The organism is Streptomyces sp. NPDC047706, assembly GCF_043204795.1.
Lineage (GTDB): Bacteria > Actinomycetota > Actinomycetes > Streptomycetales > Streptomycetaceae > Streptomyces.
In genome coordinates, this window is the sequence record NZ_JBIDCW010000006.1 from 75,080 (window position 1) to 96,690 (window position 21,611).

The 21,611-nt window shown below is 72.0% G+C and carries 17 protein-coding genes, 2 pseudogenes and 1 riboswitch; of the genes and pseudogenes, 10 read left to right on the forward strand and 9 right to left on the reverse strand.

Annotated features, from left to right (window positions below; translation table 11 throughout):
- Window positions 1-24 precede the first annotated feature (24 nt).
- On the reverse strand, window positions 25-1,560 hold the full coding sequence (locus ACGF8A_RS09100) for a gamma-aminobutyraldehyde dehydrogenase (RefSeq protein ID WP_393105841.1): 1,536 nt from the start codon (window positions 1,558-1,560) through the stop codon (window positions 25-27).
- A gap of 211 nt (window positions 1,561-1,771) precedes the next feature.
- Between ACGF8A_RS09100 and ACGF8A_RS09105 the strand changes: the two genes are divergently transcribed.
- On the forward strand, window positions 1,772-2,347 hold the full coding sequence (locus ACGF8A_RS09105; protein ID WP_393105844.1) for an NADAR family protein: 576 nt from the start codon (window positions 1,772-1,774) through the stop codon (window positions 2,345-2,347).
- 464 nt (window positions 2,348-2,811) lie between these two features.
- On the opposite strand, the gene ACGF8A_RS09110 is transcribed toward ACGF8A_RS09105, so the two are convergent.
- Window positions 2,812-3,741 carry a DUF4190 domain-containing protein gene (locus ACGF8A_RS09110; protein ID WP_393105846.1) on the reverse strand — a complete coding sequence of 310 codons (930 nt, stop codon included), beginning with the start codon at window positions 3,739-3,741 and terminating at the stop codon, window positions 2,812-2,814.
- Between the two features lie 47 nt (window positions 3,742-3,788).
- Here ACGF8A_RS09110 and ACGF8A_RS09115 point away from each other — a divergent pair.
- Both ACGF8A_RS09115 and ACGF8A_RS09120 read left to right on the forward strand, forming a co-directional pair.
- Window positions 3,789-5,029 (forward strand): annotated as a pseudogene (locus tag ACGF8A_RS09115) (adenosine deaminase).
- Between the two features lie 22 nt (window positions 5,030-5,051).
- Window positions 5,052-5,753: a glycerophosphodiester phosphodiesterase gene (locus ACGF8A_RS09120; RefSeq protein WP_393105848.1), complete on the forward strand. Its 702-nt coding sequence runs from the start codon at window positions 5,052-5,054 to the stop codon at window positions 5,751-5,753.
- A gap of 277 nt (window positions 5,754-6,030) precedes the next feature.
- On the opposite strand, the gene ACGF8A_RS09125 is transcribed toward ACGF8A_RS09120, so the two are convergent.
- Together ACGF8A_RS09125 and ACGF8A_RS09130 are read right to left on the reverse strand one after the other, a co-directional pair.
- Window positions 6,031-7,221: a spermidine/putrescine ABC transporter substrate-binding protein gene (locus ACGF8A_RS09125; protein ID WP_393105850.1), complete on the reverse strand. Its 1,191-nt coding sequence runs from the start codon at window positions 7,219-7,221 to the stop codon at window positions 6,031-6,033.
- Window positions 7,222-7,593: 372 nt separating this feature from the next.
- Window positions 7,594-9,033 (reverse strand): gamma-aminobutyraldehyde dehydrogenase, encoded by a 1,440-nt coding sequence (locus ACGF8A_RS09130; RefSeq protein WP_393105852.1) that lies wholly within the window; start codon window positions 9,031-9,033, stop codon window positions 7,594-7,596.
- 165 nt (window positions 9,034-9,198) lie between these two features.
- Between ACGF8A_RS09130 and ACGF8A_RS09135 the strand changes: the two genes are divergently transcribed.
- The 7 genes and pseudogenes from ACGF8A_RS09135 (at window position 9,199) to ACGF8A_RS09165 (ending at window position 15,520) form a co-directional block, all read left to right on the forward strand.
- A complete protein-coding gene (locus tag ACGF8A_RS09135; protein ID WP_393105855.1) occupies window positions 9,199-9,747 on the forward strand; it encodes an Lrp/AsnC family transcriptional regulator in 549 nt (182 codons plus the stop codon).
- A 2-nt stretch (window positions 9,748-9,749) separates the two neighbouring features.
- Window positions 9,750-11,114, forward strand: a complete 1,365-nt coding sequence (locus ACGF8A_RS09140) for an aspartate aminotransferase family protein (protein WP_393105857.1) — start codon at window positions 9,750-9,752, stop codon at window positions 11,112-11,114.
- Window positions 11,115-11,330: 216 nt separating this feature from the next.
- The gene (locus tag ACGF8A_RS09145) at window positions 11,331-12,071 is read left to right on the forward strand and encodes an ABC transporter ATP-binding protein (protein ID WP_393105859.1); all 741 of its coding nucleotides are present in this window, start codon (window positions 11,331-11,333) and stop codon (window positions 12,069-12,071) included.
- On the forward strand, window positions 12,053-13,474 hold the full coding sequence (locus ACGF8A_RS09150) for a hypothetical protein (protein WP_393105861.1): 1,422 nt from the start codon (window positions 12,053-12,055) through the stop codon (window positions 13,472-13,474). The genes ACGF8A_RS09145 and ACGF8A_RS09150 overlap by 19 nt, the downstream gene beginning before the upstream one ends.
- A 120-nt stretch (window positions 13,475-13,594) precedes the next feature.
- Entirely contained in the window at window positions 13,595-14,002 is a 408-nt protein-coding gene (locus tag ACGF8A_RS09155; RefSeq protein WP_393105863.1) for a VOC family protein, read from the forward strand.
- Window positions 14,003-14,028: 26 nt separating this feature from the next.
- Window positions 14,029-14,657: pseudogene (locus ACGF8A_RS09160) on the forward strand (hypothetical protein).
- A gap of 161 nt (window positions 14,658-14,818) precedes the next feature.
- Complete coding sequence (locus tag ACGF8A_RS09165; RefSeq protein ID WP_393105865.1) at window positions 14,819-15,520, forward strand: LAETG motif-containing sortase-dependent surface protein; 702 nt, start codon at window positions 14,819-14,821, stop codon at window positions 15,518-15,520.
- 82 nt (window positions 15,521-15,602) lie between these two features.
- On the opposite strand, the gene ACGF8A_RS09170 is transcribed toward ACGF8A_RS09165, so the two are convergent.
- The 5 genes from ACGF8A_RS09170 to rlmN all read right to left on the reverse strand — a co-directional run bounded on the left by ACGF8A_RS09170 (window position 15,603) and on the right by rlmN (window position 21,526).
- The gene (locus ACGF8A_RS09170) at window positions 15,603-16,400 is read right to left on the reverse strand and encodes a maleylpyruvate isomerase family mycothiol-dependent enzyme (protein WP_393105867.1); all 798 of its coding nucleotides are present in this window, start codon (window positions 16,398-16,400) and stop codon (window positions 15,603-15,605) included.
- Window positions 16,397-17,446, reverse strand: coding sequence for an ABC transporter ATP-binding protein (locus ACGF8A_RS09175; RefSeq protein ID WP_393105869.1), 1,050 nt, complete (start codon window positions 17,444-17,446; stop codon window positions 16,397-16,399). The genes ACGF8A_RS09170 and ACGF8A_RS09175 overlap by 4 nt, the downstream gene beginning before the upstream one ends.
- Window positions 17,446-19,110 carry an ABC transporter permease gene (locus tag ACGF8A_RS09180; RefSeq protein ID WP_393105871.1) on the reverse strand — a complete coding sequence of 555 codons (1,665 nt, stop codon included), beginning with the start codon at window positions 19,108-19,110 and terminating at the stop codon, window positions 17,446-17,448. The genes ACGF8A_RS09175 and ACGF8A_RS09180 overlap by 1 nt, the downstream gene beginning before the upstream one ends.
- Window positions 19,086-20,156, reverse strand: a complete 1,071-nt coding sequence (locus ACGF8A_RS09185) for a thiamine ABC transporter substrate binding subunit (protein ID WP_393106242.1) — start codon at window positions 20,154-20,156, stop codon at window positions 19,086-19,088. The genes ACGF8A_RS09180 and ACGF8A_RS09185 overlap by 25 nt, the downstream gene beginning before the upstream one ends.
- A 123-nt stretch (window positions 20,157-20,279) precedes the next feature.
- Window positions 20,280-20,398: riboswitch (TPP riboswitch) on the reverse strand.
- Between the two features lie 21 nt (window positions 20,399-20,419).
- The gene (rlmN, locus tag ACGF8A_RS09190) at window positions 20,420-21,526 is read right to left on the reverse strand and encodes a 23S rRNA (adenine(2503)-C(2))-methyltransferase RlmN (protein ID WP_393105873.1); all 1,107 of its coding nucleotides are present in this window, start codon (window positions 21,524-21,526) and stop codon (window positions 20,420-20,422) included.
- Between the last annotated feature and the right edge of the window lie 85 nt (window positions 21,527-21,611).

Sequence of the window (21,611 nt, forward strand, 5' to 3'; positions counted from 1 at the left end):
CGCGGTTCGGGCGGCCTGTCGTGGTTATCGGTCCCCGAAGATCGTGCGGTGCCAGTCCTTGCGAACGACCGCCGTATTATCGAACATAACGTGCTTGAGCTGCGTGTACTCATCGAACGAGTACGTGGACATGTCCTTGCCGAAGCCGGACTGCTTGTATCCGCCGTGCGGCATCTCGCTGATGATCGGGATGTGGTCGTTCACCCACACGCACCCCGCCTTGATCTCGCGGGTGGCGCGGTTCGCACGGTAGACGTCACGGCTCCAGGCGGATGCCGCGAGGCCGTAGGGGGTGTCGTTGGCGAGCCGGATGCCGTCGTCGTCGGTGTCGAAGGGCAGGACGACGAGGACCGGACCGAAGATCTCGGACTGGACGATCTCGCTGCCCTGCGGTGCGTCCGCGACGAGCGTGGGCCGGTAGTACGCGCCCTCCTTGAGCTCGCCCTGCGGCGCCTCGCCACCGGTGACCACGCGCGCGTAGGCACGGGCCCGGTCGACGAAACCTGCGACACGGTCCCGCTGGACGTGCGAGATCAGCGGTCCGAGATCGGTGCCGGCGGCGAAGGGGTCGCCGAGCCGGACGCTCTCCATGAGGGCGGCGGTCCGCTCCACGAACGCCTCGTACAGAGGGCGCTGCACGTACGCGCGCGTGGCGGCCGTGCAGTCCTGGCCGGTGTTGATCAGCGCGCCCGCGACCGCGCCGTTGGCGGCGGCCTCCAGGTCGGCGTCGTCGAACACGACGAAGGGCGCCTTGCCGCCCAGCTCCAGGTGGAGGCGCTTGACGGTGGCGGTGGCGATCTCGGCGACGCGCTTGCCCACGGCGGTGGAGCCGGTGAAGGAGGTCATGACCACGTCCGGGTGGCCCACGAGGTGCTCGCCCGCCTCCCGGCCGGTGCCGGTCACGATGTTGATGACGCCGTCCGGGATCCCGGCCTCGGTCGCGGCCTGCGCGAACAGCAGCGAGGTCAGCGGGGTCAGTTCAGCGGGCTTCAGGACGATGGTGTTGCCCGCGGCGACGGCCGGGAGGACCTTCCACGCGGCCATCTGGAGGGGGTAGTTCCACGGCGCGATCGAGCCGACGACTCCGACGGGCTCGCGACGGACGTACGAGGTGTGGTCGCCGGAGTACTCGCCGGCCGACTGTCCCTGCAGGTGCCGGGCGGCGCCCGCGAAGAAGGCGGTGTTGTCGATCGTGCCCGGCACGTCGAACTCGCGGGTCAGCTTCAGCGGCTTGCCGCACTGCAGGGACTCGGCGCGGGCGAAGTCCTCGGCGCGTTCGGCGAGTACGGCGGCGAAACGGTGGAGCGCGTCGGAACGCTCGCCGGGGGTGGCACCGGCCCAGGCCGGGAAGGCCTCGCGGGCGGCGGCCACGGCCGCGTCCACGTCGTGAGGGCCTGCCAGTTCGTAGGTGAGGACCTCCTCGCCGGTGGCCGGGTCGACGACCGCGTGCGTACGGCCCGAGGTGCCCTTCGTCAGACGGCCCGCGATGTACTGGGCCCCCTCGGCGAAACGGTCCTGGGCGGGGAATCGTTCCGGGGTGCTCTTTCCCGGGTTGTGCATGTCGCTCTCCTCCGCCGTCGCCCCGCTGTCCCTCGGGGCGGGTGGCGTAGCTCCAGCTCGATTTGAGTGCCGATCCTGACAGAGGGGTGGTCGTCCAACAAGTGATTCCGTTGTTGCCTTTTGGTTAAGCGACGGAATCTGTCGACCAGGTGTCGAGTCGGCAGTACAAAGGAGGGACGGAGTGTCAGTGGTGCCTGCCAGACTCCCATGCATGGAAGAGATCGGGGGAGTGATCGCCTCCCGGGAGGCGCTGGTCAGAGCGGTCCGCGCGGGCGCTCACCTCAAGTATCTGCACTTCTGGGGACACCGGCCCCGTCCGGACGGACGGCTCGGTGCGAGCTGTCTGAGCCAGTGGTGGCCCTCGCCGTTCACCGTGGACGGAGTGGAGTACGCGACGGCGGAGCACTGGATGATGGCCCGCAAGGCGCGCCTCTTCGCGGACGCGGAGGGGGAGCGGCGCGTCCTGGCGTCCGGGCATCCCGCCGAGGCGAAGAAGGCGGGGCGGCTGGTGCGCGGCTTCGACGGCGCCGTGTGGGAGCGCGAGCGCTTCAGGATCGTGGCCGAGGGCAGCTTCCACAAGTTCGCCGCCGACGCCGGCCTGCGGGAGTTCCTGCTGGGCACCGGGGGGCGGGTCCTGGTCGAGGCGAGCCCCGTGGACCCCGTGTGGGGCATCGGCCTGCCCGCGAACGACGAGGCCGCGCGCGATCCGCAGCGGTGGCGGGGCCTGAATCTCCTGGGGTTCGCGCTGATGGAGACACGGGAGAGGCTGCGGGCGGGGGGTGATTAGGCAGCGGGCGCTCACGGGGACCGGCGGGGGCGGCGGTTCGTGGGACGGCGGGAGGCGCCGGTACAGGGGGCAGGAGTCATGCCGGGCCCGGCGGCAGGGAGCCCTGAGTCCGGGGCCACGAAGAAGGTGAAGAAGGTAACGGGACGGCGAGGGCGGTGATCCACGGGCGTTCGGTCGAGGAGCGCTTCCGGCCGCAGGCCCCGACCCACGTGCGAGCGCCCGCCCCACAGCCGGGATGCAGCTTCGCGCGCGGCCCGAGGACCTCCACCTGAACGACGCCCGCGCGGGTGCCCGGCTGGGGACGCCGGCACGCGGGCTTCCGGCTGGCTGGTGCGGGCGCCGGCCTGGTGTCCGGCTGGGGCGCCTGGGCTCCGGCGGCGGGCTCCGACGCCCCGAGCCGGGCCCCCCGAGCCGGGGCCGCCCCGTCCCGGCCCGGTGCCTGGCCTGCCGGCGCCGCCGGCAGGCTACGTCCCCAGGATCACCACCAGGCCGAGCGCGACGCCGAGGACCACGCCCGCGATGCCGCAGATGATGCCTGCCAGCGCCTGGCCTGGGTTGGTGGCCTCGCCGCGGCCGGCCTTGGCGCGGCCGATGCCGCCGAAGATCACGGCGAGGATGCCCAGCAGGATCGCCACCGGCCAGAGGCAGAAGACCGCGACCGCGACGATGCCGACGACCATGGCGGCGGTGCCCAGCCCGTTGCTGGGCTCGGCCGGGCCGCCCGGCCAGCCGTAGTGACCGGGGGCACCGTGGGTGGGGTGGCCGCCGTAGACCGGCTGCTGGGGCGCCGGGTAGCCGTAGCCGGATGCCGGGTAGCCGTACGGGACCTGGCCGGGGCCGTGAGGAGCGATCGGCGGGGGCGGGACGTCCTGGGGGCCCGCCGCCGGCGCCGCGAAGGGGTTGCCCACCGCGGGGTTCGGCGGCGGGTAGGACGCGGGCGCGCCGGGGCCGGGCTGCGCGGCCGGCGCCGCCCACGGCGGGGAGGCGTCGGCCGCCGGGAAGGACGTGACCGTCTGCTGGTCGTGCACGGAAGGAGGAACCGGGGTGCCGGGACCCGTCGGCGTCGCCACGGTGTCGCCGGGCCCCACGGGGGTACGGCCCTCCGGCGGCGCCCAGGGGTCGGGCTCGGGGCCGCGAGGATCGGCGGCGGCCCCCTTGTCCAGCGGAACCCGGGCCGGAGCGTCCTGACCGACCTCGGGAATCGCGCCCGCGTCCTGCGAGACGTCGGGAGCCGCGTCCTCGGGCCACTGCGGCGGCGTCCAAGCGCCACCGGCGACAGGCGCACCACCGGGCGCGGCAGCCCCAGGCGTCACACCACCCGCGGCTCCCGTGCGGTCGGCACCGGGCTCGGCGTTGTTCTCCGGCGCGGCCGGCGGCTGCGCGTCGTCGGTCATGCGCGGGATCCCCTCTGTCGTACGTTCCGTCATGCTACGGCCCGGGCGTGACCACCCGGGGGCCGCCCTCCCCGGTCGACGAAGCCCCTTCCGCTCGCCCAGGCGCCCCGGCCTACGATGATCCCGCATCACCGATCAGCCGATCACCCGCGTCCCGCCGCCGCGCGCGGCCCGGACGCCGTTCCGGGGAGGAACCTTGACCGACCACACCACCGCGCCCGTGCCCGCCGGTCCGACCGAGTCCGCCGTCGCCGGCGCCCGCGACCGGCACGCCTTCATCGCCGGACTGCCCAAGGCCGAACTGCACGTGCACCACGTCGGCTCCGCCTCCCCCCGGATCGTCGCCGAACTCGCCTCCCGCCACCCCGACTCCAAGGTGCCCACCGACCCCGAGGCCCTGGTCGACTACTTCACCTTCACGGACTTCGCCCACTTCATCGAGGTGTACCTGTCCGTCGTCGACCTGATCCGCACCCCGGAGGACGTCCGGCTGCTCACCTACGAGGTGGCCCGGGACATGGCCCGCCAGCAGGTGCGCTACGCCGAGCTGACCGTCACCCCCTTCTCCTCCACCCGGCGCGGGATCGACGAGAGGGGGTTCATGGACGCGATAGAGGACGCCCGCAAGGCGGCCGAGGCGGAGTTCGGGACCGTACTGCGCTGGTGCTTCGACATCCCCGGCGAGGCGGGTCTGGAGGCGGCCGAGGAGACCGCACGGCTGGCCACCGACGACCGGGTGCGCCCCGAGGGGCTCGTGTCCTTCGGGCTCGGCGGGCCCGAGATCGGCGTGCCGCGCCCGCAGTTCAAGCCGTACTTCGACCGGGCCATCGCCGCCGGACTGCGCTCCGTGCCGCACGCCGGCGAGACGACGGGACCCGAGACGGTGTGGGACGCGCTGACCCATCTGCGTGCCGAGCGCATCGGGCACGGCACCAGTTCCGCACAGGACCCGAAGCTGCTGGCGCACCTCGCCGAGCACCGGATCGCCCTGGAGGTGTGCCCGACCTCCAACATCGCCACCCGCGCCGTCCGCACCCTCGACGAGCACCCGATCAAGGAGTTCACGCGGGCCGGCGTCCTGGTCACGATCAACTCCGACGACCCGCCGATGTTCGGCACCGACCTCAACCGCGAGTACGCCGTCGCCGCCCGGCTCCTCGACCTCGACGAGCGGGGTCTTGCGGACCTCGCGAAGAACGCGGTGGAGGCGTCGTTCCTCGACGCGGCCGGCAAGGGCCGTATCAGGGACGAGATCGACGCCTACACCTCGTCCTGGCTCGCGGGCTGACCCCGCCTCCACCATGGCCCCCATGCCGGACGTGACCGCCGTGGCCCACCGCGGCGCGCCGTACCGCTTCCGCGAGAACACGATCGACTCGCTCCGCTCCGCGCTCCGGCTGGGCGCGGACGCGGTGGAGGTCGACGTACGGCTGACCCGGGACGGCGTGCCCGTCCTGCTGCACGACCAGACGCTGAGACGGTTGTGGGAGCACGACCGGCCGCTGCTGTCGCTGTCGGCGGACGAGGTGCGGGAGCTCACCGCGGGCCGGGTGCCGACGCTCGCGGAGGCGCTCGCGGCGACCGGCGGGCACCGGGTGATGCTCGACCTGCCGGGCACGCCCGGCGTCCGGGCGGCCCGCCGGGTCGTGGACGTCGTGCGGGAATGCGGGGCGGCGGACCGCGTGTACTACTGCGCGGGCGCCACGGCGATGCTCGCGGTGCGGGCCGCCGACCCGGCAGCCGAGATCGCCCTCACCTGGACGACGCTGGCCCCGCCGCGGCCCGCCCTGCTGGACGCGGTGCGCCCGCGCTGGCTCAACTACCGCTTCGGCCTGGTGAGCCGCGCCCTGTCCGCCCGCGTCCACAAGGACGGCTACCTGCTGTCCGTGTGGACCCCCGACACCCGCCGCGCCATGCGCCGCCTGCTCGCCCTGGGCGTCGACTCGATCACCACCAACCGCGTCGACACGCTGTGCGCCCTCCGCGAGGCAGCCCCACCCCGCACCGGCTAGCCGGCTCCCCCTGGTCACCCTTCTCAGCAGGAGCCCCTACGCGCCCCCTCTCCCGCACAACCGTCCCCCGCCGCCTCCGGCACGCTCGTCCTCGCCACCGCCCCCTGGACGGCTCCGTGTCGGCCGCGCCGGTGCGGCCGTCCGGCCCGGTCGGCGCCCTCGCCCAGGCGCCGGTCGAGGGCGAGGCGCAATGCCCGTCCGCCTCTCCTGGGCGCCGGTCACCGGCGAAGCACGATGCCCGTCCCTCCCCCGCACGCCGCCACCCGTGGCGGTGAACTCACAGCCCCACGATGCCGTTCCACCGCCGCGCGAACTCCACCCGCTCGTCCGGCGCGATGTCCCGCGCGGTCGCGAGGCGTCGTCGCATCGCGGTGTCCGGGAAGATCAGGGGGTCCTCGGCCAGGGCGGCGGTCTCCTCGTCCTTGGCGGATGCCAGGACGTCCTGGGCGGCCGGGACGGGGCAGACGTAGTTGACCCAGGCCGCGAGCTCGGCCGCGACCTCGGGCTCGTAGTAGTAGTCGACGAGCCGCTCGGCGTTGGTCTTGTGGGCGGCGAGGTTGGGGATCATCAGCGATTCCGACCACAGCTCGGCGCCCTCCTCGGGGACGACGAACTCGATGTCCGGATCGTCCGCCTGGAGCTGGATCACATCGCCTGAATAGGCCTGACAGGCCAGCACGTCGCCGCTGGAGAGGTCCTTGATGTAGTCATTGCCGGTGAAGCGGCGGATGTGCCCGTCCCTGACCCGCTTGTGGACGTGGTCGCACATCCTGTGGAAGTCGTCCGCCGTCCACCGTGTGATGTCGACGCCGTCGCCCTGCATCAGCAGCGCGAACGCCTCGTCCAGCCCGGACAGCAGCGTGACCCGGCCCTTGAGGTCGCCGGCCCACAGGTCGGAGACATGGCGGATCTCCCGGCCGAGCACCCGGCGGTTGTACGCGATACCGGTGATGCCGGACTGCCACGGCACGGTGAACTTGCGGCCGGGGTCGAAGGCCGGTGAGCGCAGCAGCGGGTCGAGGTACCGGGTGACGTGGGACTGCCGGGCGCGGTCCATCTCCTGCACCCAGCCCAGCCGTACGAACCGCGCGCACATCCAGTCACTGATGACGATCAGATCGCGGTCGGTCGGCTGGTGGTTCATCAGCGAGGGGCTGATCTTGCCGAAGAACTCGTCGTTGTCGTTGATCTCCTCGACGTAGTCCACGGCGATGCCGGAGCGCCGCTCGAAGGCGTCCAGCGTGGGGCGCTTCCTGCCGGAGTCGTCGGTGTCGATGTACAGCGGCCAGTTGGCCCACGTCAGCCTTCTGTCCTGAGCCGAGCGGTCGGCGGCGGCCCGCTCGCCGGCTGCCACGTGGGCGGCCGGCACCCCGCACCCGGCGAGCGCGCCCGCCGCGGCGGTCCCGCCGAGGGCGAGCAGCAGGGAGCGACGGGAAAGCAGCGGTGGATTCGCAGGTGGGAGGGCCATGACTTCCAGCATGCCGCGCGTGCCGCGGGCCGGACAATGGACGCTGCGTCGAGCCCCTCCGCGCAGCGCGGACACCTTGTCGATCACCCCGGGACACCCGCGCACCCGCGCTGTACCTCCCGTACGGGACACACCCCGCCGCACACACCCGACCGGGCCAACTCTCGCCGGGCCATCCCCATCGGGCCAACCCCCGCCGGGCCAACCCCACCGGACAACCCCAGCCCGGCCAACCCCACCGGACAACCCCACCCCACCGGGCCATCCCCGCCGGACGCACCACGGCCCCGGACGGTCCGTCCTCCGTCCGGGGCCGAGCTCTGGGACACCACGCGCGGGCAACGCCTTCCGGCACGGCCCCCGCGCGGAGCGCTACGCGTCCAGCGACGTCATCACGTGCTTGATCCGCGTGTAGTCGTCGAAGCCGTACGCCGACAGGTCCTTGCCGTAGCCGGACTTCTTGAAGCCGCCGTGCGGCATCTCGGCGACCAGCGGGATGTGGGTGTTGATCCACACACAGCCGAAGTCGAGCTTCTTGGACATGCGCATCGCGCGGCCGTGGTCCTTGGTCCAGACGGACGAGGCGAGGGCGTACTCGACGCCGTTGGCGTACTCGACGGCCTGGTCCTCGTCACGGAAGGACTGGACGGTGATGACCGGGCCGAAGACCTCGTTCTGCACGATCTCGTCGTCCTGATTCAGGCCCGAGACGACGGTCGGGGCGTAGAAGTAGCCCTTGTCGCCGACCTGGTGACCGCCGGCCTCGACCTTGGCGTGCGCGGGCAGCCGCTCGATGAAGCCGGTGACCTGCTTGAGCTGGTTGGGGTTGTTCAGCGGGCCGTACAGCACGTCCTCGTCGTCCGGCTCGCCGGTCTTGGTCTCGGCGGCTGCCTTGGCGAGGGCCTCGACGAACTCGTCGTGGATCGCCTCGTGGACCAGCACGCGGGTGGCCGCCGTGCAGTCCTGCCCGGCGTTGAAGAAGCCCGCGACGGAGATGTCCTCGACGGCCTTGGCGATGTCGGTGTCCTCGAAGACGACGACCGGCGCCTTGCCGCCCAGCTCCAGGTGGACCCGCTTGACGTCCTTGGCGGCGGATTCGGCCACCGACATGCCGGCGCGCACCGAGCCGGTGATGGAGGCCATGGCCGGGGTCGGGTGCTCGACCATCATGCGGCCGGTGTCGCGGTCACCGCAGATGACGTTGAAGACGCCCTTGGGAAGGATCTCCCCGAGGATCTCCGCGATCAGGACGGTGGAGGCGGGGGTGGTGTCCGACGGCTTCAGCACCACGGTGTTGCCCGCCGCGATCGCCGGCGCGAACTTCCACACGGCCATCATCATCGGGTAGTTCCACGGCGCGACCTGGGCGCAGACGCCGACCGGCTCGCGGCGGACGATCGAGGTGAGCCCGTCCATGTACTCGCCGGCGGAGCGGCCTTCCAGCATGCGGGCCGCGCCCGCGAAGAAGCGGATCTGGTCGACCATGGGAGGGATCTCCTCGGAGCGGGTCAGCCCGGTGGGCTTGCCCGTGTTCTCCACCTCGGCCGCGATCAGCTCCTCGGCACGCGACTCGAACGCGTCCGCGATCTTCAGAAGGGCCTTCTGCCGCTCCGCCGGGGTCGTGTCCCGCCACGACGGGAACGCGGCCTCCGCGGCGGCCATCGCGGCGTCGACGTCGGCCTGCCCGGACAGCGGCGCGGTGGCGTACGCCTCGCCGGTCGCGGGGTTCACCACCTCGGTGGTCCGTCCGTCGGCGGCGTCCCGGAACTCTCCGTCGATGTAGTTGCGCAGACGACGCAGCTCGGTGCTCACTGCCGGCCCTCCAAGTTCGGGTGTCCAATCACTGAGACACCCACCCTAATCGCTAGTCCCACGGTTTCAACACCCCCTGGCGCGCCAGATCTGCGATATCCGCAAGATTCGAACGCATAGACAACGAATTTCATCGCTGCGGCCTTGCGGAACTGTCGAGACGTCGTGCACAGTGTGGCCGTGGCCAGTCGAAGCGCAGACCAGAGGAACTCGCGGGACCTCCGCGAGCCCTTCCGTGAGTCCTCCCGCGAGTCCAGGAACGGCAGCCCTCAGCTGGACGCCGTCTCCCTCGCGATCATCGAGCAGCTCCAGGAGGACGGCCGGCGGCCGTACGCCGCGATCGGCAAGGCCGTCGGCCTGTCCGAGGCGGCCGTGCGCCAGCGCGTCCAGAAATTGCTCGACCAGGGCGTGATGCAGATCGTCGCCGTCACGGACCCGCTCACCGTGGGCTTCCGCAGGCAGGCGATGGTCGGGATCAACGTCGAGGGCGACACGGAGTCCGTGGCCGACGCGCTGACCGGCATGCCGGAAGTCGAGTACGTGGTGATGACCGCGGGCTCGTTCGACATCCTCGCCGAAATCGTCTGCGAGGACGACGACCAGCTGCTGGACGTCATCAACAAACGCATCCGGGCCCTGCCCGGCGTTCGCTCCACCGAGAGCTTCGTCTACCTCAAGCTCAAGAAGCAGACCTACATGTGGGGAACCCGATAACCGTGAGTACCAAGGACCTCAGCAAATCCGCGTACGACCACCTGTGGATGCACTTCACCCGGATGTCCTCGTACGAGAACTCTCCCGTTCCGACGATCGTGCGCGGTGAGGGCACCTACATCTACGACGACAAGGGCAGGCGCTACCTCGACGGTCTGGCGGGTCTGTTCGTGGTCCAGGCCGGTCACGGCCGCGTCGAGCTCGCCGAGACCGCCTTCAAGCAGGCCCAGGAGCTGGCGTTCTTCCCGGTCTGGTCCTACGCCCACCCCAAGGCCGTCGAGCTGGCCGAGCGCCTCGCCGACTACGCGCCGGGCGACCTGAACAAGGTCTTCTTCACCACCGGCGGCGGCGAGGCCGTCGAGACCGCCTGGAAGCTCGCCAAGCAGTACTGGAAGCTCCAGGGCCGGCCGACCAAGTACAAGGTCATCTCGCGTGCGGTCGCCTACCACGGCACCCCGCAGGGCGCCCTGTCCATCACCGGCCTGCCCGCCCTGAAGGCCCCCTTCGAGCCGCTCGTCCCGGGCGCGCACAAGGTCCCGAACACCAACATCTACCGCGCCCCGGTCCACGGCGACGACCCCGAGGCCTTCGGCCGCTGGGCCGCCGACCAGATCGAGCAGCAGATCCTCTTCGAGGGCCCGGAGACGGTCGCCGCCGTCTTCCTGGAGCCGGTGCAGAACGCCGGCGGCTGCTTCCCGCCGCCGCCCGGCTACTTCCAGCGGGTGCGCGAGATCTGCGACCAGTACGACGTGCTGCTCGTCTCGGACGAGGTCATCTGCGCCTTCGGCCGCCTCGGCACGATCTTCGCCTGCGACAAGTTCGGCTACGTACCGGACATGATCACCTGCGCCAAGGGCATGACCTCGGGCTACTCCCCGATCGGCGCGTGCATCATCTCCGACCGTCTCGCCGAGCCCTTCTACAAGGGCGACAACACGTTCCTGCACGGCTACACCTTCGGCGGTCACCCGGTCTCCGCGGCCGTCGGCCTCGCCAACCTCGAGCTGTTCGAGCGCGAGAACCTCACCCAGCACGTGCTCGACAACGAGGGCGCCTTCCTGCAGACCCTGCGGAAGCTGCACGACCTGCCGATCGTCGGCGACGTCCGCGGCAACGGCTTCTTCTACGGCATCGAGCTGGTGAAGGACAAGGCGACCAAGGAGTCCTTCAACGACGAGGAGACCGAGCGCGTCCTGTACGGCTTCCTCTCCAAGGCCCTGTTCGACAACGGCCTGTACTGCCGTGCCGACGACCGCGGCGACCCGGTCGTCCAGCTCGCCCCGCCGCTGATCTCCGACCAGGCAACCTTCGACGAGATCGAGCAGATCCTGCGGGCCACGCTGACGGAGGCGTGGACGAAGCTCTGATCGGCCGACGTGATGATCTTCCTTCGGGAAGATCGGGATGATCGGCCACGGCCCCGGCGCCGTCCGTTCGAGTGAGAACGGCGGCCCGGGGCCGTGTGCTGTCCGGGAGCCCGGTGGCCGCTGCCTAGCGTGCCCAGTGACCGATCGGCCCAGCCTTCGTTCCCCCGCACGAGGGACCTGGCAGGCACATACGGATCCGAACTGAGGTGTACGCCCATGGTGGCTCCGCCGGACAACGACGTCCTCTGGGCACGCGCCCTGCACTTCCAGCACCGCGACGGCTCCCCCGCGCTCAGCGGTGTCTCGCTGGGCGTCCGGGAGGCGGAGATCCTCGCCGTCACCGGCCCGCGCGGCAGCGGCAAGAGCACGCTGCTGGCCTGTCTGTCGGGCCTGCTGCGCCCCCGGGACGGCGAGGTCTGGTTCAACAGCGTCCCCGTGCACACCATGGGCCCCGTCGCCCGGGAACGGCTGCGCCGCGACCGGTTCGGCTGGATCGACCCCGCCCCCGTCCTCGTACCGGAGCTGAACGTCTGGGAGAACGCCGCGCTGCCGCTGATGCTGCGCGGCACCAGCCGGCGCCGCGCCAAGACGGTCGCCCGGGAGTGGCTGGACCGGCTCGACGTCGGCGACTACGCCCGCAAACGCCCGCACCAGCTGCGTCAGGCGGAGCGGCAGCGGGTGTGCATCGCCCGCGCGCTGGCCCCCGCGCCGACGGTCCTGTTCGCCGACGAGCCCACCGCCCCGCTGCACCACGCCGACCGCGGGCACGTGCTGCGCACCCTCACCACGGCGGCCCGCTCGCACGGGATCACGGTGGTGCTGGCCACCCACGACCCGACGACCGCGGCCCTCGCCGACCGCACGGTCTCCCTCCTGGACGGGCGGTGCGTCACCACCGTGCACCTGCCGCCGGTCTCCGAGTCGGAAGGCCGGGCCGCGTGCTCGCTCTCCGCCTGACCCGCAGCGCCCACCCGGCCGTCCAGCTGCGCCGCCTGCTCGTCGCGGCGGCCTCGGCCGGCACGGGCCTCCTTCTGCTGTGCACCCTCGGTTACGCGCTGGGCCACCCGGACGACCCTCCCGCCGCCGCGCTCCGCCTCGCCTGGTGTTCGGTCCCGCTGGCCGCCACGGTCCAGTTCGCCGTCGCCGTCGCCCGCACCGACCCCGGTACCCGCCCCCGTCCCGGCCTGTCGGCGATCGGGCTGGGCCCGGCCCGCCTGATGACCATCTCGGCCACCACGACGGCCCTGTCCACGGCCCTCGGCTCGATGCTGGCCCTGCTCCTCTTCCTCCACCTGCGCGGCACCATCACGGGGATGCCCTTCGACGGAGCGGGAGCCCAGTTCCTGGCCGCGGACCGGCCTCTGCCGGTGCCGGGCGCCCTGACCCTGCTCGCCCTGGTCCCGGCCGCCGCGTCGCTGGCGGTGGCCCTGGTGCTGCGCCCGCGCGAGGCGCGGCCCGCGGGGCCGGGCGGCGCGCGGAAGGCGTTCGGCCGCTTCGGGGCGTACGGGACCGGGGCGATGCGGGAGACGTTCGGCGCGTACGGGCGTTTCGGCGCACATCTGCGCCGGGCCGCGGGCCACGAGCAGCAGCGCACGGCCCCCGCACCGGCGGACGCCGCCCCACAGGCCCCCGCCGAGCAGCGTCTCCGCGCGGCCGGTGCTCCCGTGCCGCGCAGCGGCGACGCCCCACAGGCTCCGGACGACCCGGCCGGCACCCTGGCCTGGCCGCCCGGCACCTCCGCCTCGCCGGGCAGGCGGCCCAACCCCACCGCGGCCCTCCCGTGGGGTGTCTCCACCCTCGCCGCAGGCCTCGCCGTGGAGGCCTACGCCGGTCATGCCACGGCCACGACCGACATGCCCGGCGGCCTGACCAGCGGGCCCGTGGGCGTCCTGCTCGGCTGGCTCCTCACCGCCGTCGGGCTCGCCCTGGCCGGGCCCGGACTCACCCACGTCTGCGGCCACCTCCTGCAGAGCGTCCGGCCCGGCGCCCTGCGCCTGCTCGCCGGCCGGGTCCTGATGGAGGAGTCCTGGCGTATCGGCCGTCCTCTGGGCATCGTCTGCGCGGTCGCGTCCGCCGCGTACGCCATGGCCGCCCTGCAGAAGCCCGACGGCCCGACCTTCGGTCCCCTCACCACCCTCGGAGCGCTCCTCGTCGCCGGGTGCACCCTCGCCACCCTGCTCACCGCCGCCGTGGAGGCCAAGCACGCCCGCGCCGACACCACCGCCGCCCTGCTCCGCCTCGGCGCCCCCACGACCATGCTGCGCGCCGCAGCCGGCCTCCGCGCCGCCGCCCTGGTCGCCGTGTTCACCCCGCTGACCCTGGCGGTCGCCGCGCTCGCCGCGCAGCCGTTGACCCGCTGAGACGGCGGCCGGGACGCCGCTGAAAACCCGTCCGAGAAAAATCACCGGCCGGCGATGAGTTCCGCGGCGGCCCCGGGTCTATCCCACCGAACGGCACGACACCGATGGGAGAGACCACAGATGTACCAGCAGATGATCTTCGTGAACCTGCCCGTGAACGACCTCGACGCCTCGAAGAAGTTCTTCACACGGCTCGGCTACTCGATCAACGCCCAGTTCAGCGACGACTCCACCGCGTCGGTCGTGATCAGCGACACGATCGTGGCCATGCTGCTCACCCGGCAGAAGTACGCGGAGTTCACGAAGAAGGAGATCGTGGACGCGACGAAGTCCAGCCAGGTGCTGCTGTGCCTGAGCGCGGAGAGCCGCGAGAAGGTCGACGAGCTGGTGGACAACGCGATCGCGGCCGGCGGCTCAGCCTCCGGGGAGCCCCAGGACCACGGCTTCATGTACGGGCGTGGCTTCGACGACCTGGACGGCCACACCTGGGAGGTCGTGTGGATGGACCCGGCGGTCATCGAGGGCTGAGCCACACGCGCCCCTAGCATGGGCGGGTGCACTCCCCACCACCCGCCCACGCCGGCCACACCGCCTCGCACGACCGTGAGATCGAATCCCTGGCCGCGTTCGACGGGGTCGTCGCCACCCAGGGCACGCTCGCCCGATTCCGCGTCCAGGCCGTCGATCTGACTGCCCGTACGGACGCCCTGCTCCGCGTCGAGGTCACCGGCGCCGTCTTCCTCGGCTGCCCCATGGCCGGCACCGCGGCCACCGGATAGCCGCCGCCGGCGCCATGGTCTTCCCGCCGGTACCGGACCTGCCCTTCGACCCCTACCGCGGCTTCGTCTCCACCCCTGACGAGCTGTTCGAGGGCCTGGCGCAGGGATACGAGGGGACACCGGACGCCCTGTCCTACGCCTGGTCCCAGCAGACGACGGCCGACGGCGACGTGCCGGGCGCCGCCGGCACCGTGCAGGAGATATTCGACAACGCGACCCCGAACTACTACGAGTCCCGCGGCGAGCCCGCCCCCATGGTCCTGGTGAACCGCGAGCGGACGGAGCGGCTCCCGGCCAGGCCGCTGCTGCGGGCGCTGGCCCGAAAGCGGTCGATGGAGGCGCGCGTCGCCCTGGTCGACCGGATCGAGGAGGCACCGGAGGCGTTGAAACGCCTGGGTGGTTAACAAGAGGGCAAAGCCAACGGCTGGGACCGGCCGACGGATTGACACTACTCGTCGCGCGCCAATAGACCTATGAGCCTCGTGGGGGCGGTGGGACCGGCCGGCGCCGGCGCCTCATCTCCCCCTCAACCCCCCGCAATTCGCGCATCCCATGAAGGACAAACGTGTCCATACATCACCGTAACGCACGCCTTTCCGTGCGCATCCTCGGTGTCACCGCCGCTTCCGCCGTGCTCGCGCTCGGCGCGGCGGGCAACGCGCTCGCCCGCGACATCAGTGAGTTCTCCGCCGCGGCGGAGTGCGAGGGCACCAAGGGTGTCATCACGGTCACCGACAAGGACCCCTCCGGGACCCCGGCCATCGTGTCGGTCTACCTGGAGAACAAGGGCGCCGACGAGCGCCTCGTCGGCTCCCGGAAGGTCAAGGGCTCGCGCGCGGGCGTCAAGATCACCTTCGCCGAGGACTGGAAGCCGAACGCGGAATACCGCGTCCGCGTCAGGGCCGGCAGCCAGGTCGACGAGGACATCGAGCCGAACCTGGTCGCCCCGGCCACGGCCTGCACCACCGAGGACACCTCGACGCCGGCCCCGGCCCCGTCAAAGACGGCGCCCGAGCCGTCGGGTGCGCCCTCGACCCCGGCCGAGTCCGGCACGCCCGCCCCGACGCCCTCCGAGGACGGCAGCAACCCGCCCGCGGACGCCCCGAGCAGCGCCCCCTCCCCCGCCGTCGGCGACTCCAACCTCGCCGAGACCGGCGCCGAATCCAGCACCGGCTTGATCGCCGGCATCGCGGCGGCCCTGGTCGTCCTTGGAGGCGGTGCCGTGTTCCTCGGCATGCGCCGCCGTGGGGCCGACCGCGACCGCTGACCCCTCGCGCACGACGCGCACGACGGTGGCCCGTCCCCCTTCACCAGGGGCGGGCCGTCCGCCGTCGCACCGGGCCGGTCCCTCAGCCGAACGTCGCCCGCTCGAGCCAGAACTCCAGCAGCTCCCGCTCCCCGAGTACCTCCACCTCCGCACTGTCCAGCGGCAGCCGCCGGTAGAAGGCCAGCAGCACCGAGGTGAGCGGCCCGCGCAGCACCACCGTGGCCTTCTCGTGGCCGCGCCGCCAGACCAGCACCTCCTCGGTCAGCTCGACGAGCCACTCGGCCTGGAGCTCCGGCCCCGTGTCGGTCGCGTGCAGATGGATGCTTCTCCCCGGCCCGCGCAGTTCCCGCGCCGAGTCGTGCGGCATCGTCCGCTGCACGAACTCCACGATCTGAAGCCATTCGTCGATCGCGTCGGCGGCCACGTCGGGCGCGACCTCGTAGGGCAGGCCGGCGGCCAGTGCGGCGTCGGCCCGATGGACGGTGATCTCGTGGGTCATCCGGCGGGCCCAGAACCCGGCGTCGGGCTCCCCTGCCCACCCCCACACGGGGGCGTCCGGGCCCGCCTTGCGGAGCGTGTCCACGGCCATCTCGCCGCTCTCCGCCAGCCAGGCCTCCAGCGCGGCCGCGTCCCCGTACGCCGCGGGTCCCTCGGCGCCCGGCACCTGGTCCTCCGGGATCTCCACCTCGGAGCGGGTGCGCACGAGCAGCTCCACCCAGCGCAGGGCCTGGCCCATGTGCCGGACGAGCTGCTCCAGGGTCCAGTCGGGGCAGGTCGGTACGGTGGCCGCAAGATCGGCCCCGGAGGTCACGACGGACCGCAACAGGCCCACCTGATGGGCGACTTCGTCGCAGTACCGGTCATGTGCGAGTCGCGTCATGCCCGCACCTTACGATCATCCGGAGCGCCGAGCACCACGATTTCCGCCGCGTCGAACTCGACGCCCACGATCTCCCCCACCCCGGGTGCGTCCCGCAGCGCGCACGCCGCCTCCAACCGCGGCGCCCCGTCCACCGGTTGCAGATGTACGGCGACATGGGTGCCCTTGAACGTCCGCGCGGCCACCTTGCACCGCAGCCCGGCTTCCGGGGCGGCCAGGAGCACACCGGCCGGCCGTACGAGCACCGTCCGTGCCCCCTGTTCCGCGCCCTCGGGCACCGGCAGCTTCCCCCACGCCGTGTCCGCGGCCTGCGCGCTCACCGTCGCGCCGGCCACGTTGCCGAAGCCCAGGAAGCGCGCCACGAACGCGTCCGCGGGCCGCTGCCAGACCTGAAGCGGCGTACCGGACTGGGCGATCCGCCCGTCCCGCATGACCACCACACGGTCGGCCAGCGCGAAGGCCTCACCCTGGTCGTGCGTCACCGCGAGCACGGTCGTCCCCAACCGGCCGAACAGCTCCCGCAGTTCCACGACGAGCCGTTCGCGCAGCGAGCGGTCCAGCTGTCCGAGCGGCTCGTCCAGCATCAGCAGCCGGGGCCGCGGCGCCAGCGCCCGGGCGAGTGCCACCCGCTGCTGCTCCCCGCCGGACAGGGCGGCCACCGCGCGGGGTGCGGCACCGGGCAGCCCGACCAGCTCCAGCAACTCCCGTACACGTTCCCGCTGCTGTGCCTTCGGTGCCCCGCGCATCCGGAGCCCGAAGGCCACGTTGCCGCCCACGTCCCGCTGCGGGAAGAGCTGATGGTCCTGGAACATCAGCCCGACGCCGCGTCGGTGCGCGGGCACGCCGGCCTGGTCGCGTCCGTCGAGCAGGACCCGCCCGGAGTCGAGGGGCTGCAGCCCCGCCACGGCCCGCAGCAGCGTCGACTTGCCGCTTCCGCTGGGGCCCAGCACGCACACCACCTCGTGCTCGGCGACCTCCAGGCCGACACCGTCGAGGACGGGCCGCCCACCGAACCGTACGGTCGCCTCCTCCAGGCCGAGCAGCATCAGAACTCCCCCGTCCGGTCGGTCCGCAGCCGCTCCAGCACCAGCAGCGCCACCGCGCACACCACCATCAGAATCGTCGAAAGGGCCATCGCCTGCCCGTAGTTGAGATCGCCGGGCCGCGCCAGCAGCCGCGCCACGGCGACCGGCAGCGTCGGGTTGTCAGGGCGCGCGATGAACACGGTCGCCCCGAACTCCCCCAGTGACACGGCGAAGGCGAACCCGGCCGCGATCAGCAGCGCCCGCCGCACCATCGGCAGGTCCACCTCGCGCCAGGCACGCCACGGCGACGCCCCGAGCACCGCCGCCGCCTCACGCAGCCGTAGGTCCACCGCCCGCAGCACCGGCAGCATGGTCCGCACGACGAAGGGCACCCCGACCAGCGCCTGCGCGAGGGGTACCAGAATCCACGAGGCGCGCAGATCCAGCGGCGGCTCGTCGAGGGCGATCAGGAACCCGAAACCGACCGTCACCGCGGACACGCCCAGCGGCAGCATCAGCAGCGCGTCGAAACCGCGCACGAACCGCCCCGCGTCCCGCCGGGTCAGCGCCACCGCAGCGAGCCCGCCGACCAGTACGGCGATCGCGGTGGCGGCCACGGCGTACGACAGCGAGTTGCCGATCGCGTCGATCGGCGGGACCAGGAAGGTGCCGCCGTCCTCGCTGGTCAGCGCCCGGTAATAGCCGAACCCGGGGGCGTCGAGCGAGCGCTGCACCAGCACGGCCAGCGGCAGCAGGAGCAGCAGGGCGACCACGGCGAGGACACCGGCCAGCAGCGCCCACTGCCCGGCACCGCGCGGACGGCGCGCGGTCACGGACGCGTCCACCAGCCGCAGCGCGGACTCCCGCCGCCGTACGGTCCAGGCGTGCACGGCGAGCACCGCGCCCACCGCGGCGAACTGGACCAGCGTCAGCACGGCGGCGGTGGCGAGGTCGAAGACCTCCGTGGTCTGCCGGTAGATCTCCACTTCGAGGGTGGAGAAGGTGGGTCCGCCGAGGATCTGCACCACGGCGAAGGAGGTGAAGGTGAACAGGAAGACCATCAGGGCGGCGGCGGCCACGGCCGGCCCCAGCGCGGGCAGGGTGACGCTCCGCCAGGCGCTCAGACGTGACGCCCCGAGCATCCGCGCGGCCTCCTCCTGACGTGGGTCGAGTTGCGCCCAGAGCCCGCCGACCGTGCGTACGACGACCGCGTAGTTGAAAAAGACGTGCGCGAGCAGGATCGCCCACACCGTGGTGTCCAGCCGTACGCCCCAGAGGTCGTCCAGCAGCCCGCCGCGCCCGACCAGCGCCAGGAACGCCGTGCCGACCACGACGGTCGGCAGCACGAACGGCACGGTCACGACCGCCCGCAGCACCTGCTTGCCGGGGAAGTCGAAGCGGGCGAACACATACGCGCCGGGCAGCGCGATCAGCAGCGTCAGCGCGGTCGAGGCGAGCGCCTGCCAGGTGGTGAACCACAGGACGTGCCGGATGCCGGACTGGGCGAGGACGTCGGCGATCCGCCCGAACTGCCAGCTCCCGTCGGCCTTCAGCCCACGGCCGACGATCGCGGCGACGGGATAGGCGAAGAAGACGGCGAAGAACGCGACGGGCAGGGCGAGAAGCCCGAGCCGCGCCGCGTTCCCGCGGGCCCTGGCGGCTACTTGAGTACGAGCGACGTCCACGACTTGACCCACTCGTCACGGTTTTCGGCGATCTTCGCCGGGTCCAGGGTCCCGGGGTCCTCGGCCTGCGGGCCGTACTTCACGAACTCCGCGGGCACCTGGGCCCCCTCGCGCACCGGGTAGACGAACATGTTCAGCGGCATGTCGTCCTGGAACTGCTTGGTGAGCATGAAGTCGAGCAGCGCCTTGCCGCCCTCGGGGTTCTTCGCGTTGTTCAGCAGCCCGGCGTACTCGACCTGCCGGAAGCAGGTGCCCATGGCCACGCCGGTGGGCGCGGTCTTGGGCTTCGGATCGGCGAAGACGACCTCGGCGGGGGGCGAGGAGGCGTACGACACGACCAGCGGCCGGTCGCCGCCCGCCTTCCTGCCGCTGGCGGAACCGGAGAACTCCTCGTTGTAGGCCTGCTCCCAGCCGTCCACGACCTTCACACCGTTGGCCTTGAGCTTCTTCCAGTAGTCCTCCCAGCCTCCCCCGCTCTCGGCTCCGCTGGAGCGGGAGGTGCCCCCATCGCCGTACTTCGCGGCCGTGCCGAGCAGGAAGCCGAGGCCGGGTGAGGAGGTGGCGGCGTTCTCGGTGACGAGGAGATTCTTGTACGCCGGGTCGGCCAGGTCGTCGAGGGTCTTCGGCGGGTCCAGCTTGCGCTCGCCGAACCAGGCCTTGTCGTAGTTGACGCAGATGTCGCCGGTGTCGACGGGGGTGACGCGGTGCTGCTCCTGGTCGGCCCGGTACTCCGGCTTGACCAGGTCGGCGTCCTTCGCCTCGTACGGCTGGAAGAGGCCGTTGTCGAGCGCGCGGGACAGCAGGGTGTTGTCGACGCCGAAGAGGACGTCGCCCTGCGGGTTGTCCTTGGTCAGGACGGCCTTGTTGACGGCCTGGCCGGCGTCGCCGTCCTTGAGGACCTTGATGTGGTAGCCGGACTGCTTCTCGAAGGCGGCGATCACGCTCTTGGACACGGCCCACGAGTCGTGGCTGACGAGGGTGACCGTCTTGGAGTCCGAGCCTTCACCGCCGGATCCCGAGGCCCCGCACGCGGACAGCGTGACCATGCCCAGCCCGACGACGACGGCTGTGAACTTCCTGGTGTTGCTCACTGATTTCCTCCTGGGTGACCAGGAAGAGACGCGGCCCTGCCCGGGACCTGGAACGGGTTCCCGGGCAGGGCGCAACAGCTCGAGTGACGACCGATCTCCCTACCCAGAATGACCTGGGCGAGGTTCAGAGGGTCTGCGGCCCACCCAAGATATGGCTGCCGCACTCTCAGCGCTGTGGCGCTCCCCTGCCGGAATATGAAGATGTGTACGGCGTCAGACTACCGCTCGGTGGCCGCGAGCTGACCACACGCCCCGTCGATCTCCTGACCACGGGTGTCCCGGATCGTGACCGGTACACCATGGGCGGCGATGGCCTCCACGAACGCCTTCTCGTCCTCGGGCCGGGACGCGGTCCACTTGGAGCCCGGGGTCGGGTTCAGCGGGATGAGGTTGACGTGCACGGGCTTGCCCTTGAGCAGCCGGCCGAGCCGGTCACCGCGCCAGGCCTGGTCGTTGATGTCCCGGATCAACGCGTACTCGATGGACAGCCGCCGCCCGGACCTCTGGACGTAGTCGAACCCGGCGTCGAGCACCTCGCGCACCTTCCAGCGCGTGTTCACGGGCACGAGGGTGTCGCGCAGCTCGTCGTCCGGGGCGTGCAGCGAGATCGCCAGCCGGCACTTGAAGCCCTCGTCGGCGAAGCGGTGGATCGCCGGCACCAGTCCGACGGTCGAGACGGTGATCCCGCGCTGCGACAGCCCGAGCCCGTCCGGCTCGGGGTCGGTGAGCGCGCGGATGGCACCGACGACGCGCTTGTAGTTGGCCAGGGGCTCGCCCATGCCCATGAAGACGATGTTCGACAGCCGCGAGGGCCCGCCGGGCACCTCGCCGTCGCGCAGCGCCCGCATGCCGTCCACGATCTGGTGGACGATCTCGGCGGTGGACAGGTTGCGGTCGAGCCCGGCCTGCCCGGTGGCGCAGAACGGGCAGTTCATCCCGCAGCCCGCCTGCGAGCTGATGCACATGGTCACCCGGTCCGGGTAGCGCATCAGCACCGACTCCACGAGCGTCCCGTCGAACAGCCGCCACAGCGTCTTACGGGTGGTGCCCTCGTCCGTCGACAGATGCCGCACGACGGTCATCAGCTCGGGCAGCAACGCCTCCCGCAGCCTCCCCCGCGACCCGGCCGGGATGTCGGTCCACTGCTCCGGATCGTGCGCGTACCGCGCGAAGTAGTGCTGCGAGAGCTGCTTGGCACGGAACGGCTTCTCACCGATCTCGGCAACAGCGTCCTTGCGCTCCGCAGGCGTGAGATCGGCAAGATGCCGCGGCGGCTTCTTGGCTCCGCGGGGGGCGACGAATGTGAGTTCTCCGGGCTTAGGCATGGCTGTACCAGTGTCGCAGATCCACTTGGGTGACCTGCGGCTGCCGCCGGCTACGACGGTCGTCGGCAGCTGTCACCGGTCGTCG

What these genes read in the sequence shown, in the direction of transcription:
- ACGF8A_RS09175 (WP_393105869.1), bottom strand. Translation starts at nt 17,446, where the DNA reads ATGCTGCTCGGCCTGGAGGAGGCGACCGTACGGTTCGGTGGGCGGCCC.
- ACGF8A_RS09155 (WP_393105863.1), top strand. Translation starts at nt 13,595, where the DNA reads ATGTACCAGCAGATGATCTTCGTGAACCTGCCCGTGAACGACCTCGAC.
- ACGF8A_RS09125 (WP_393105850.1), bottom strand. Translation starts at nt 7,221, where the DNA reads ATGGCCCTCCCACCTGCGAATCCACCGCTGCTTTCCCGTCGCTCCCTG.
- ACGF8A_RS09170 (WP_393105867.1), bottom strand. Translation starts at nt 16,400, where the DNA reads ATGACGCGACTCGCACATGACCGGTACTGCGACGAAGTCGCCCATCAG.
- ACGF8A_RS09105 (WP_393105844.1), top strand. Translation starts at nt 1,772, where the DNA reads ATGGAAGAGATCGGGGGAGTGATCGCCTCCCGGGAGGCGCTGGTCAGA.
- ACGF8A_RS09120 (WP_393105848.1), top strand. Translation starts at nt 5,052, where the DNA reads ATGCCGGACGTGACCGCCGTGGCCCACCGCGGCGCGCCGTACCGCTTC.
- ACGF8A_RS09185 (WP_393106242.1), bottom strand. Translation starts at nt 20,156, where the DNA reads ATGGTCACGCTGTCCGCGTGCGGGGCCTCGGGATCCGGCGGTGAAGGC.
- ACGF8A_RS09100 (WP_393105841.1), bottom strand. Translation starts at nt 1,560, where the DNA reads ATGCACAACCCGGGAAAGAGCACCCCGGAACGATTCCCCGCCCAGGAC.
- ACGF8A_RS09145 (WP_393105859.1), top strand. Translation starts at nt 11,331, where the DNA reads ATGGTGGCTCCGCCGGACAACGACGTCCTCTGGGCACGCGCCCTGCAC.
- rlmN (WP_393105873.1), bottom strand. Translation starts at nt 21,526, where the DNA reads ATGCCTAAGCCCGGAGAACTCACATTCGTCGCCCCCCGCGGAGCCAAG.
- ACGF8A_RS09110 (WP_393105846.1), bottom strand. Translation starts at nt 3,741, where the DNA reads ATGACCGACGACGCGCAGCCGCCGGCCGCGCCGGAGAACAACGCCGAG.